This window comes from Pseudomonas sp. H3(2019) (assembly GCF_007713465.1).
Classification (GTDB): domain Bacteria; phylum Pseudomonadota; class Gammaproteobacteria; order Pseudomonadales; family Pseudomonadaceae; genus Aquipseudomonas.
In genome coordinates this window covers 23,189-36,492 of record NZ_VMSG01000007.1, presented here as the reverse complement: position 1 = coordinate 36,492, position 13,304 = coordinate 23,189, and the positions used below count along the sequence as shown (strand labels likewise).

Annotated in this window: 10 protein-coding genes and 2 pseudogenes; 2 read left to right on the top strand and 10 right to left on the bottom strand. The window is 53.9% G+C overall.

Annotation, left to right across the window (positions count from 1 at the left end; genetic code table 11):
• Positions 1-204: 204 nt before the first annotated feature.
• The 10 genes and pseudogenes from FPT12_RS09215 to FPT12_RS09170 all read right to left on the bottom strand — a co-directional run bounded on the left by FPT12_RS09215 (position 205) and on the right by FPT12_RS09170 (position 11,846).
• The gene (locus FPT12_RS09215) at positions 205-1,323 is read right to left on the bottom strand and encodes a hypothetical protein (RefSeq protein WP_051661082.1); all 1,119 of its coding nucleotides are present in this window, start codon (positions 1,321-1,323) and stop codon (positions 205-207) included.
• Between the two features lie 575 nt (positions 1,324-1,898).
• Positions 1,899-3,716 (bottom strand): AAA family ATPase, encoded by a 1,818-nt coding sequence (locus FPT12_RS09210; RefSeq protein ID WP_038450127.1) that lies wholly within the window; start codon positions 3,714-3,716, stop codon positions 1,899-1,901.
• Entirely contained in the window at positions 3,716-4,147 is a 432-nt protein-coding gene (locus FPT12_RS09205; RefSeq protein ID WP_178098667.1) for an ABC-three component system middle component 2, read from the bottom strand. Before FPT12_RS09205 ends, FPT12_RS09210 begins: the two co-directional genes overlap by 1 nt.
• A gap of 3 nt (positions 4,148-4,150) precedes the next feature.
• Positions 4,151-5,221, bottom strand: a complete 1,071-nt coding sequence (locus FPT12_RS09200) for an ABC-three component system protein (RefSeq protein WP_038450123.1) — start codon at positions 5,219-5,221, stop codon at positions 4,151-4,153.
• Positions 5,222-5,273: 52 nt separating this feature from the next.
• Positions 5,274-5,555, bottom strand: a complete 282-nt coding sequence (locus FPT12_RS09195; protein WP_038450121.1) for a hypothetical protein — start codon at positions 5,553-5,555, stop codon at positions 5,274-5,276.
• Positions 5,556-5,930: 375 nt separating this feature from the next.
• Positions 5,931-6,358 (bottom strand): annotated as a pseudogene (locus FPT12_RS27915) (MFS transporter); the annotation flags it as partial.
• A gap of 75 nt (positions 6,359-6,433) precedes the next feature.
• Positions 6,434-6,508, bottom strand: a pseudogene (locus tag FPT12_RS28305) (ATP-binding protein); the annotation flags it as partial.
• A gap of 74 nt (positions 6,509-6,582) precedes the next feature.
• Complete coding sequence (locus tag FPT12_RS09180) at positions 6,583-8,001, bottom strand: Shedu immune nuclease family protein (protein WP_038450118.1); 1,419 nt, start codon at positions 7,999-8,001, stop codon at positions 6,583-6,585.
• A 144-nt stretch (positions 8,002-8,145) separates the two neighbouring features.
• Positions 8,146-9,897, bottom strand: a complete 1,752-nt coding sequence (locus FPT12_RS09175) for a UvrD-helicase domain-containing protein (RefSeq protein WP_145016102.1) — start codon at positions 9,895-9,897, stop codon at positions 8,146-8,148.
• 44 nt (positions 9,898-9,941) lie between these two features.
• Positions 9,942-11,846, bottom strand: coding sequence for an ATP-dependent endonuclease (locus tag FPT12_RS09170; RefSeq protein WP_038450116.1), 1,905 nt, complete (start codon positions 11,844-11,846; stop codon positions 9,942-9,944).
• A 322-nt stretch (positions 11,847-12,168) separates the two neighbouring features.
• Here FPT12_RS09170 and FPT12_RS09165 point away from each other — a divergent pair, with 322 nt between their 5' ends.
• On the top strand, positions 12,169-12,666 hold the full coding sequence (locus FPT12_RS09165) for a toll/interleukin-1 receptor domain-containing protein (RefSeq protein WP_038450113.1): 498 nt from the start codon (positions 12,169-12,171) through the stop codon (positions 12,664-12,666).
• Between the two features lie 175 nt (positions 12,667-12,841).
• Positions 12,842-13,285 carry a TIR domain-containing protein gene (locus FPT12_RS09160; RefSeq protein ID WP_038450110.1) on the top strand — a complete coding sequence of 148 codons (444 nt, stop codon included), beginning with the start codon at positions 12,842-12,844 and terminating at the stop codon, positions 13,283-13,285.
• Positions 13,286-13,304 lie beyond the last annotated feature (19 nt).

Genomic DNA, 13,304 nt, shown 5'->3' with positions numbered 1-13,304 from the left:
ACCCGTGAACCGAAGCCAATCGTAGACCTGTAAACCTGCTTTCTATACTGTTAACCAGCTTGGTTTACAGTGTGAAAAAGTGGTTTACAGTCAATCTGACTTGCCATTCCGACAATCATCCTAACCAGGCGCGGAGCAAGCTCGGCCGCCTGAGGGCGCCACCTATGAGCGCTCTTTCAAAAGAGCAGCGGCCCTCTGGGTTGCTCAGTCAAGCGAGGTGGTGGCGTCTTTGCCCAGAGGGTCGAGTACATCGACGTGCTCCCTCGCCCACTCCACCCACGCCTTCACATGACGCCCCTCCTCCTCGCTGACCTCGCCAATGCCAGCTGCTACGGCATCAATGAACCTTCTCAGGCGTACCGCTTGCTCCCACTTCTCCATGTTCTCCACTAAACGCAGCTGCAGCGCTCGCTGGTGCTCTGCTTTCATGATGGCTTGGCGTCGAATGGCTTCTTCACTCTCACGCTGACGGCGCCACTCCTCCATGCTCGCCCGATACGCCCTCATCCGCTCTATTACTTTGGCGAGACCTGTGCAGAACTGATGAAGTTTGTCTTCCAGGTGGCCCGTCTTACTGTCTGTCCAGCTCCTCTGCGACCCTACGTCTGGCTTTTCTTGAGCAATCAGCGTCAATTCTCCAGTCGAGCTATAGACGTAGATTTCCCGTCGCCCCAACCACATCACCGGCTCACGCATCCGGCGCCGCTTGGGCTGGGGCTCTGGGGGTGGGGGAGGTTTCACTGCTTTTGCAATACGCTCTCGCAGGGTCACGTAAACCATCTCCCCGTCGAACGTTACCGTGGTTCGGTTGTGATCATCCACCGCCCAAATGCATCCGCGTTTTGAGCTGTCTTTTATCAAGGCGTCCAGAAGCAATGCAGCGCGATCGACCATGTCACGCGAAATACGGGTATACAACACCCGCTCGCGCCGTAGCTCCACCCGTCCTTCAACATCCTTCGCAGCCCTGACCGCCTGGAGCCATTTACGCACCAGCGGGTGGGGGTCTATTAACTTGTCCGGCACACTGAGTTTCTCTAGCTTGGGAGTGCTGGGTGGTTTGGGCGGCGCTGGAGGTAGCATCGTCCTGTCCAATACGCGAAACGTAATCAGCTCGGTAGAGTTCGGCGGAGCGGGCTTGCTGGGGCGGTTCTCGGCGGGCTTGGCCCAATGTCCACGAGCCGGCAGTGAAATGCCAGCCTTCCTGCATGCCTTGCTCAGCGCGACATCTGAAACACCAATCTCCCGCGCCAGCCTCAGAACCGGTGTAGACCAGGCTCGATCGAATAGCTCGCGAGCCGTAAAACTCACGTTCTTATACATGCGGTCTCCTTGAGCGACCTGACGAGAAGGAGAATTTCTAAGCTGGACTCGCACCAAGGTACATTGGTACTTGGCTCCTATATCGGCTATCGGATCGGTGTTCACCAAGCTCATCACCAGGAGCTGGTGTACTACTTCACGCCCTACTCCGAAACCTTCAGTAGATTGCGCTCTCACGGCTACCACACGCGCTATGACGTCACTTGGTCGCAGTTCAAGGATTCGCGGCAGCAGTAGGTTGAGGGAGTGATGATCCAGGAAGGAAGTTTGCGAACAAGGGGCAGCGGGCACTGCAAGCTGGGTACTGACTCAAGAATACAGTGGGACGGTATTCTGCGGCTTCCCTCCCCGCTTCAAACGTCACGGCTGATCGCTAAGGATCACCCTGTGGCTGAAAAGCGAAGGAAAGGACGCTGTTTAATGGGGAATCCAGGTATTCCCCCTACATGAAGACACCACCCTGTGCTTATTTCGCGAAGACGGCAGAGGTGGCGCCGCTTGACGTCTGCCTGCTCGGCCCCTGGATCAACCACCACGTTGCATCGTGGTGATCAATCACTACGGGAGCAAGGTGCTTAGTCCCTCAATGTGAAGAAACCATATCGACCGTTGTTCCGATTTTTCGTGAAATGCTGGTAATTGAGCATCGGGATCACAGACGGATCCGGCTCTTTGTTCTCGAAGATGATGATCTGCGAGTCCCTAAAGCTATCTGCAATGTCTCGATAGAATCCATAAATCAGGTCGCCGGTGATGGCATCGGCCTCATCTTCAGGCTGGTCATCCCCTTCCTTGTAGGTAGTCAGCGGCGAGTCCAACACGACGAAACCAGGATGGCGTCCTGAAAGCTTTAGCAGGTTCATCAAGCCCAGCACGAATGCAGAGAAGGCGACGGCGCGATAGCCCTTCCCGAAATTACCACGGGCGCTGCCACCGATAGTGATGTCTCTTGCCTTGAAATCGAAGTCGACTGGGAGGTAGCCAGGGAAACCCCAGCGCTCCAAGATAGACTGAATTTCCGCCACCAAAGGTGTCACAGCCTCTTCAAAGCTTTCTGCTGTGTAGCCTGCTTGCTCTTCGAGCAGTAAAGCCCCTAGCCGTTTCAGTTCGTCGCTGAGCTTGGCTTTATCAGCGACTCGTTGATCGATGGTGGATAGGTCGAATCTGATACTCGATGAGAGCTCTTTAAGGTCGCTGACTGCCTGCACCGACTCTTCAAGCTCTGCGGCGATCTGCTTCTCCAACACTGCAATGGCTGCCTTGATCGCCAGCGCACTGGAAGTATTTTTCTCTATGGCGGCTGATAAGGCGCCTTGGGCTTCCCCAAGCTCCTGGATGTTCTGGGAAATACGGTTCAGCTCAAAGGTAACGCCCTTCTTGATGTCTTCAACATTGGCCGTGCAAGACTCAGAGTCGAAGTGATTGCCACAGGTTGGGCAAAGCATTGAGTCGGATGCATCCAGAAGAACCGCTGCCTGTTCGATTCCGAGAAGGCGTTGGCGGTCAGATTCATACTTTTTGCCAAGCATGTCGAATCGACCAAGAAGGGCTTTGTCTTCAGCTATCTTAACGTCGACGAGCTCCAGTTCGGAGGTATGGAGGGCCTTTTGTTGGAACAGGCCTTTACTTGACTGGAACGCGCTTTTCAGGTCTGCCTCTGCCTGCTCCAATCGGCCGGCGACCTGATGGTTAAACGAATTCAACTTCTGGAGCTGAAGAAGTTGGGAGGCATCCTCGCCTGGGTAAAACTTGCTGATGATTTCTTCGACAGCCGTGACCTTGTGCTTCAGGGCCCCTTTTGACTCCAAGTCTTTTTTGGCTGACTTAACTGCTGAATCATCCCGACCTGTTAGCAGCAGCTTCAAAATCGAATTTTCTTTGGTCTTTTCCATGACCTGGCCAGTACCCAGTGGAGAGTATTCGGCGACAATCCTCGACTCATCGATCAGGAAAACTTTCTCAAGGTCACGAAGAGAGAAAGCGCCGCTTCTCAGCGATTCAGAGCCCAGAAGCAACAGCTTCCCATCCAGTCCTAGCTTGTCCAGGAAATGGCTAGAGAGCGTCGATTTGTTATTGGCACTGTGCTTGGTGCCCAGGACTGAAACCCTGCCCTGTTCGTCAATCAGTGTTGCCTTAGAGTTTTCTGCAAGCGGTCTTTCGATGGTGAACGTGCTTGCGTCGTCGTTCTCGAATTTCACCCTAACGGTGGTGTAGCCTTTTGAGACCTCTATCGGTTTTGGGGGCTTCGACGACCCGAGCGCAAACTTAATACATTGAACGATGTAGGACTTTCCGGTGTCAGAACCGCCCTGTACAACGTTGGCGCCCTTGGTAAAGTAAACTGCAGCGTCTGGAAGATCAGGGCCGCTAACGACAACACTCTCAATAAACATTAGATTGCCCTGTCAACTTTGTAGATGGTGCGGCGTTGGGTGGTGAGATAGTCGATGTTGTTACTTACCCATGACACACGCCGCCGAAAATCTGTATGGTAATCAGTAGATAGCATTTCGGCGAAATCGCGTCCCGCTGGTGTAATACGATAGCGAACCCCCTGCTCATTCACATTGGAGGTGATCATCCCTTTTGACGTGAAAAGCTTCATAGCGCCGGGAAACACCTCTCGCCTGCGGACAAGCTCGGCAAGACGATTCATGAGCATTGGGTGCAAGCTTGGGCCGCCCTGGAAGTCATCGCTATAAATCGCCGCGTAATCCAGAAATATAAGTTCGTCTAAATCGATCTCACGATTAAGTCCAGCAAGCAGGATAACGATCCTTGCACCATTTTCTACGGGACTATTAAACAAATCCTTTGAATTCATAATCTATCTCTTGATCCACTTAAACTTCTGATCATTCACTAGCTGGTGACACAGGCCTTTTCGGTCGGAAGCCTGAATGTAGTGGAACAATGGATGAGCGCTGTAGGGAAGGCTGGCGGCCTGTGAACTCACAGCGAGGAACCTATCATAACCGTGATCGTGCTTTTGACGGATAACACTGTGAATGCCTTCGTAGCATTCATCTTTGAGATCTTCATAGCACCCGGTAGGAAATGCGTCGCGCGAGAATATTTCCAGAGACTCAGCGCTGAAAAAGTTTATTCTTGCTCGATCTAGGTCTTCTTTGTATTCAACCCCCTTAATGTTTGCTAGTGTGTATTTGGTGCCCGTCACATCAGAAAATGCGTGTAACAGAGCTTCAATGTAGACTCTTTCATTGTCGCCGACCGCTTCCGGGGCGGACTTTTTAACCAGAGGGCGCTTTAAATGGTAAGTACCAAAGCGCATCGAGTGATAAGGTGTTTTGGAGTGCCTCTCCACGAGGTCAAGTGAGGACATTTCATCGACAAACGAGAAGTCAATTCCGTTGATGTAATCCAGCAGCTCCCCCTCTAGAGGGATTGACTGAGTCTTGGTAATTTTGTCTCGGCAGGCTTTATCCCATCGACTGATGAGCTCTATTTTGATGCGAGATTTGTTGGCAAACATGTCAATGCAGTCAGAGCTGCACCCCTTCGGCGTTACGAAGCGATACTCACGTGGAAGCATGTAATCGCCTTTCCAGCTGTAATATACCAACTTGCCAAGTTCAGCCACAACATCGGCGACGTTTAGTTTGTCGCCATAATGCTTGCACTGGTAGTTATCCCAGCCAGTCGAAAATCGACCGATGATGTCACGGCCTTTGTCCCCCGCGCCAGCGCAGCGTGTAACAACCTCATAGTCTTTACCTAGGTGATAGACCAGCTCTAAGGTAAAAACCTCCCACTCGTCTGCTGACATAATCAGTAGACGATCTAAGGGTTGAATTGGTTCTCCCTTCTGAGCGTCGAGAGCTGTTAGCATGAACTCCGGTTCCGGTGGAAGCTCGATGGAGTTTTCACCTATAGACATTGGCTACATTCCTCCGCAAATAATCTAGAACCCACGAAATAGGTAAGGAAATTCATAATCCGAGTTCGCGCTCAAATTGAACACCCTTTATACGATTCGACATACCGCTGACAACCTTTTTTGGGTTATTCCTTAAGGCGTCAGAAAGTTGCTTCAGGAGGCGCTGATTAAACTCCATGTTGTCTGAGAGTTCACCGATTATAACGTCTGGATAAACATCGGTTTCCTCCAGCACCATGGTCAATGCAGCGCGTGCTGCACCGATAGGCTTATCCTTCACATATTCGACTAAATCAGCGGGGTGAAAGGCGTATTCCTGTTGACGCTCACTCATGCGATGTTCCTAAGAGGTTCAGAAGAAATTTTTCTCATAAAATTTCAGGCGCAACGAAGCCACCCCTAGCATCTCACTCAGGATGAACCCATTGGTTAGCTGTATCGAAAATTGGTGGTTCCGCTGATCCATGCTGAGGCTCCAGTCGTGCCCTGCTTTCGAGAGGATAAATCCTCGTCGCGTCCTTGTTTGATGGCGTAATAATATCGCCTTCCTCGGATTTGGGGAACCTGGATCATTATCAGCCAGTGCTGGCGATGGGGTACATAAGTACTCCTAACCAGTTCAGTCTATTCCTTCATCGAACCATCCCAGGTGGCTAGGTAGTCATAAGTTGAATTGGAAGGACTGGTACGCCCCGACCATGGAAACGGTCTAGCTCAAATCAGTTGAAGTGGCCGGCAACTTCCGGAGCTTCATGGCCACAAGCATGGCGAGCAATAGGAACCCCCCTATGTACAGGACTACCCCATTCCATCCACCCGCGTGGTAAGCAAAACCGCCCAGGGTGCCGACTACGCTGGATCCGGCGTAGTAAGAGAAGAAGTAGAGGGGTGAGGCCTGACCATTCGCGCGTACCGTCCGACGTCCAATCCAACTGCTCGCAACCGAGTGGGAGCCGAAGAATCCAAACGTGACAGCACCATTCCAGGCAGAATGATCGCGACTGGCGGCGCCATGGTCAGCAATAGCCCTTCTGCCATGACGAGAATCGAGACGACGAAAGTGGGGCGGCGGCCGTATTTGTCAGCGAGAGCACCAACCTGGGGGGAGCTGTAGATACCTGCCAGATAAACTGCGGATTCCACGTCATCCGGACACTCGTTCCACGCTCATTCGGACAGGCAGTCGTCGCGCAGCGACGCAGGTTTGCATTGTTAGTCTGAAGTCCCTTCCGCCGTCAATTTCGTCACACGCCTGCGCATCGATTCGCCCTTCAGTTCGATCCTATATGGATGAGTTCGTACAAAGGACTGCGTCGCGTTGAGCCCCCGGGCCGGGCGTTAGCACTCAGCCCTGCTCCCGTTCAAAACACATCTGGGACTGGTTTGGGCCCCGCAGGTACAAGGTGCTCAGCGAGCAGTTGCAGCTTGCCCAGCAGCTCATCGAATGTCACCACTTCCACATCCTTACAAGCATTGCGGAACAGCTCAAAGCTGTGACGGCGACTTTCCTCAGTGGGTTTGGTGCCAGCAATCACGACGCACCTGGCGGTGTCTGGATGCAGATCGCGCATGGCCCTATCTTGAAGGTGTGAGAGCCAATTCGAGCGCATGAGGCCCTGTTGGTGCAGCACTTGGGTGATGGCGCCGCTGAGCTGCAGATGCGGCCCGTAAACGTCCTGGTTGCGGTATGGCCTGCTTTGCATGAGCGGCGTTGACGGCTTTTTGATTTCCACAATCGCCAGTTCACGGCCTTGCGCTATTAGCAGGTCACCAATGTGAGCGCCAGCACCGTGAATCATGGATCCGCGGGCATGAAATTGCGTGTGCAAAAGCGAAACAGGGCGTGCGAACACCATGCTCAGGATGAACATGTTGTCTTCGAAGAAACGCTGCCAGTGGCTCTCGGGCAATTCTTGCCCAAGCATTTGCTGATACCGCTCGATCATCTTGGCCAAGGTTACCCGCTCAATCTCGGCATGCAGCTCATACAGCTCCCGAGGCGCCTCTTGCGCCAGCAATCCTACGCTGTTCTTGACCTGGTTGAGCTGGCTACGACGCTCCTGCCTTGCAGCGTACGTCACAGCGCTTTTAACCGCCCCGGCTCCTTTGCTCGGTGATTCGATACGCTGGCCGGTGAAGATCAGATTAGGGACAAGGCCAGCGAAGACCTCCTGCATGACCCAGTGCAGCTGAGCCGAGGTTTCACTTCTGCGCTTGGCCCTGGAGATCCTCATGCACGCCCTTCGGCACTGATCGACCTCGGTCTCCCGCACAAATACGGCCCCCCCTTCCTCAGATGTGTCCCCATCACTGCAAATAACAAGGGTGTGGGCGCGGGGAATCAACCTCAAGCCCCGCCACAATGGAGCTAGTTGCTTTACTAGTCCTAAGCCTTCATCACATGAGTTGAACAGCTTGCCAGGGAGGTTAAGATCGATATGAAGCAGGGCATCATCAATATTATCTGGGACATTATGAGCATGACTGGCCTCATAGATGATGCAGTGTACGTTGCCGTGCCTGGGGCTTCGGTAGCGCTGAGTATGCGGATTCGTGTAAATCGGGTACATGGTGATCCAGCCAGGATCAATGGAGGCCAACAGATGCCATTGATCCTCCGGCAGGGATCGCCATGACCCTGTTTCCACCTGCTCGAAGATTTGGAGATAGAGGTTGGCCGAGAAACCATTCTCGTTGGGGCGTCGAGCGAGATAGAAGGAGGGAGTCAGGACATCATCATCAGTCCAACGGGTGTGGTGCTGCTGCTCACCGTCCGCCATTGTTATCTCCTCATGTTAGTGACTGGAAGGATCGCCCCCTCTGGGGTGATCCCTTGCTTCGAGACGCTGGAGCATATTTGTACTCCATCTGTTATCTGGTCTAAGCTTGCGAACCCATTCCTTCCTGAGCGGCAGTCGCTCCGGCTACGGGAGCTCAAACCCCATTTGTGTCAGCGCTTCCCATTCCTTGGGTTTTAGTTTTTTCACAGCCCAGAATAATCTGTGTTGTGGCCGCGAACTGGCAACGTAGGCGAACCGCGCGGCCTCCGTACTGCGATCGCGTAACCAGTCACGCCAATGCGAGAGATGAACACCTGGCTGCTGTGATGAAACGAGCACCGTGACATCGTGAGTTTCGCCTTTCACCTGGTGGATGGTCTCGTAACGTAGGCTGTCCGGGTGGTACTCCTGGCGTTCGTGACTCATAAGGCGAACTGAGACCTGGTTTTGCCCCTCTCCGGCCCGGGCACTTATATTCAGCTCACGTAGGCCTTCCAGATCCTCGCGAATCTCTGCGGGCACGAATGCCTGATCAGGTAACTGGCGCAGCGCAAGCTTGGCATTCCGTGCCCAGGCAGACCATGTCATTGCCGGATCGGCTGCTCCATTGGCAGCCATGAACTTGAGGCTTTCGTAGATGAACTGCCGCCACGCCAGCTTGGACTCCATTGCGACGGGGCAATAAGGCCCTGCCCGGCTTACCTGCATCTCCAGTTTTCCGGTCAGCCATTTGGCGAACGTCCGAAGGCTCTCCTTAATGTCCTTGAGTGATCCGGTGCTGGCGCTAATGAACGAGACTGCAAGTACCTCGATACCTTCGAAGGCATCGCCACTGCGTAAACGCTGGAGGGTGTTATGCCCGCGGGCAACCAGCACGACTCTCTGGTACTGCCGGGTCAGGTCGCGAATGGTGGGCAGCAGCTCCGACGGACATTGCTGGTATTCGAGAATTTGCGGGGGTATTGAGGCTATCTTAGGGTTGCCTTTGATTCGGCCGATCCCAAGTAGGTTGCTGCATAAGTCAACGATCGCCTGCCCGCTTCGCCAATTCGCTGTAAGTTCGTACGGCTTAAAGTCGAGCCTGGCCATCAGCTTCTCGACCCTTTCCGGGTTTGATCTCCGAAAGCCATAAATCGACTGATTAAGATCCCCGACAAAATGAAATTTCACCCCTCGATCGTGGAGCTTTTCGACGATCCTGAGCTGCTCCTCTGAGAGATCCTGGCATTCATCCACTATCACCAACGGGAACCTGCGGGCTACCCGGGTGAAATAGGCGTCGTACTTGCCCTCCCTCAGCGCCATCAGGGCGAGCATGTCGATATCACCGTAGGTTGCGAAGCCTGCCTCCCATAGCCTTCTCTTGGTAGCTATGAGGTCTTTACGGGTAGGTTCGTCGATGTTGACGCCATTGAGCTGCTGATCCAGCGCTCGCTCCCCGGTTGAGAAAACAAACCGAGCTGAATCCAGGTCATAGTTGTACCGGCACGCAGGGATTCGTCGACCGCAAATAGGGTTGCGCGTAGGGATAATCTTCGCTGACTTTTCAAGAATACGGATCCGGTAATCCCCCTCCTTCCCTTTGTAGCCAGTGAGGTCGCGTGCGATCTTCCCTACGAGCCGGGTGAAGACGAAGCTATCGAAGGTGGAAATGATATGCGGGTAGCCAATGGGCTCGCGTAGATGCTTGTGTACCCTAGCTTTGAGCTCGTCCGTTGCACTGTTCGAAAAGGTCAGCACCGCGATACCCGAGGGGAAGTGAGACCATTCGCTCACGACCTTGGACACCATGGCAGCAACCACCTCGGTCTTACCGCTTCCGGGACACGCCTTCAGGTACGCGTGTCGATCTAGAGGGGCATCAAGGTAATCCAGTTGCTCGCGCGTAAAATTCAACTCATCAGCAACTGCGGACTGTCCCCCGTCATCGATCACAGTCATTACTCCACCCTTTCCTGCAGGCCGCAAACCCAGAGAACAGCCTGGCGAATGTAATCCGGTACTACGAACTCGCCTTCGAGGGTTTCAAGCTTGTCGGCAAAGGCTTGCGCGTAGACACCCTTGCCGATTTCGTCCGTGTCAATCCGACCCAGTAGCGCGTGCGCATACGGTGCTTTCGTTTCTGGCTTCATTGAATTGAAATCAAGTTCGGCGTCACTGTTGAGCGCCCTGACCACTGGCCCGTCCGCAACCGGCCACAGGTTGGCTGCAACGGGCATCATCCATTGGAGGTTGTTGCCCTCCAGGGCAATGTCGTACTCAAACGTTTTGTATTTACCGGCAAACAGACGGCCGAATTCGGACTCGTTGATGACGGCTTGGAGCCCTAGCGCAGGATTCTCACCGAGCTGGTAATCATCGGCATGAGGCTGGTAGGGAACATCCTTTTTCCCACCTTTGCCATCATCGATGGACACAATGGATTTGGGAGGATCATTGTCTGTCAGTCCGGCACACCTGATTGGCACGTTCTCGCCAGGCTGCTCACCAGTGACGTCACAGAAGAGCTGCATGAAATGCTTGAAATAGATGCCGCCGAGGTTGATCACGGAGACACCGTAATCGTCCAGTGAGTCCTTGCCTTCGCCGTATTGGCGCAGAACGAAGCGTGCGAGCTCTGGCACGACAATCGCCTCGGCAATGCCCTCAACCAGAATCGCGCCTTTGGAGAACAGCAGATTCGACTTGGTTGCATCCAGCCACCGATCGACAAAGCGCCGACTGGGATCGGGCAGGCCACAGCCCTGCAGCGACACTGCCCGAGGTCTGCCCTCGTTGGAAATGTGGAGTATGTGATTGACGGAGACGGCGGCCGAAAGCACGGTCGAATGGGTGGTGATGATGACCTGGATGCCCCGTCTCTCTGCGACGGTTTTGAGATGTCGAAGCAGGCGCAGTTGGAGCTGCGGATGCAAATGTGCCTCCGGCTCCTCGATCAGTAGCAGCCGCAGGAAGGTCTTTTCGCCCTGCCTCTCGTCCTCTTCAAGGATCAGCTCTGCCAGAATCGATGCGATGTACAGGAGGTTGTTGTAGCCGAGGCTGTTTTCCTCAAGCGAGCGGAACTGTGCAGGATCCACCTGAGTGAGATCCGGGAAGTAGAGCAATCGCAACCCTTCCACGATTCGCGAGAAGCTCACCTCCGAGAACTGTATTACCGTTCCCTGGGACAGGTGCAGGCCCAGGGCAGCCTTCAGGCTTTCTCCGATGCGCTGGTTGGCAAGTTTGATGGCAAATTCGTCGCTCTCAGCAAGCTCACGGTTGAACTCCCCTACTCGCTTTTCCAAGGGGTGAAGTTCTTGCGATTTGCGGGCAGCGTCCAGATCCTTGCGACACAGGGCTTTGAGCAGGCGAGCTAGCCTAGACTGTCGCCCCTCTCTCAGCTTGGTTTCAGCGTCACGCAGCGGTGGCAGGTAGATACAGTGTATGAGGTCAAGTGTCTCGGTTTGTAGTGGGTTGGTATATTCGTGACCACCGTACGAGTGATGCTTGAAACGCCCCCTGGACTCCTGGTTCCGGGCTTCGAATGTCAGCTTCGCTTCGTCGTGGTGTCCACACCAATCCTCGAAAGCCACCGCATCATTCGCATCCAGATCGCTAAAAGTGGCCTGGATGTGGATTTGCTCCGATGCGACAGCGCCGGCGTCAAAGCCGCGATGGAAGTCACGCTCACTGATCATCCGTTTGCCAGACTCAGAGTCGTTGAACAGCTGCCTTACGGCGCTGATAACGCCTGTCTTCCCTGCGCCGTTTTCGCCAACTAGGACGTTTAACCCGTCGTTGAATTCGATGGTGAACGGCTCACCGAAACACTTAAAACCGCTGACGTCTAGCCTACGCAGGTACATGTGAGTCCTTTCAGAATGGGTGGTCGTGGGCGGTAGATTGTTGAAATGACAAAGATATACGGTAGGCAATGTAGCCTACGTTCATCAGTTCGGGGAATGCATTCGTGACCCCACCAGGCTAGCGGATAGTGGGGTCTAATACTTTGGTCGCAGGGCGATTATCACCGCAACTGGTGGTCTGGCCGCCAACCCGCGAAGCACATGGCTTTCCTCTGTGCTTAGTTGCATGTTTCAGCCTACTCAAGTGCTGACCCAGCCACTACGCATGCTTGAGGTAACTTCAGAAAGATGGCATTTTGCTGGCCAACGCAAGGGAAGCCTTATGCCGATTCGCCAGTCAGATTTGCGCAATACAAGTTTTAGTCGCTCTGCCCAAGCCTACTCCAGTCGGCGTCCTGGGCAACCTACTGCATTCCTGAGCCACAGCCATCAGGACGCACAGCTTGCCTTGGGACTACAGGAAATGCTCAAAAAAGCGGGATGGGACGTTTACATCGATTGGCAGGACAACACGATGCCTGCGATCCCGGACGGTGAAACCGCGTTTAACATCAAGGTCGCAATCGTTCGAGCTGACTGGTTTCTCTTCTTGGCGACCCAGAACTCCATGGCGTCGAGATGGTGCCCTTGGGAAATCGGTTTCGCTGACGGGAAAAATGCCCATGACCGCATCGCCATCATTCCTACCTCGGACAATCAGGGCCACTTTCATGGCAACGAGTACCTGAGCCTTTACAACAAAATTGATTTCGACAAACACGGCTATGGCCTTGCGCTCTTTGATACCAGAGGCAATGGCACGTGGGTACGGAACCTCTAGCTCAAAGTCCGGTAGCGCAAGAGGAAAGGTGATAGCAGTCGATAAAGAGACGAGGTATGAACACGGCAAGAAATTCACCCCACTGCTGCAGGAACTTGGCGCGGCAGGTACCAACCTGACGCGGGCGCAAGTCGTCATCCCAAACCTGCTGCCACTCATCTAAAGGAAGATCGTCATGGCAAGAAAGGTATTTTTCAGCTTTCAGTACGAGGACGTGCATCGCGCGATGAACGTGCGTAACAGCAACGTCATCGCCTCGGATCAAAAGGTGGGTTTCATCGACAAGGCTGACTTCGAGGAGGTCGAACGTAAGGGTGAGGCCGCTATCAGGAAATGGATTGATGATCAGCTTCACGGCACGAGCGTTACTGTTGTTCTCGTCGGGGCAACCACGAACGAGAGCAAGTATGTGAAGTACGAGATCGATCAGAGCATCGCGCGTGGCAATGGCATCCTGACCATCGACATCAGCCAAATTTCCGATCTCAACGGGAAGACGACGACGTGCTGCAGCCTGCGTGTTCCTGGTAAAACTCATTACCTTTGGTACAAAGATAACGGGCGTGAAAATCTAGGCACGTGGGTCGAAGCTGCTGCGAAGGCGGCAGGCAAGGCGTAACACCGGCGAGGCGCCGAAT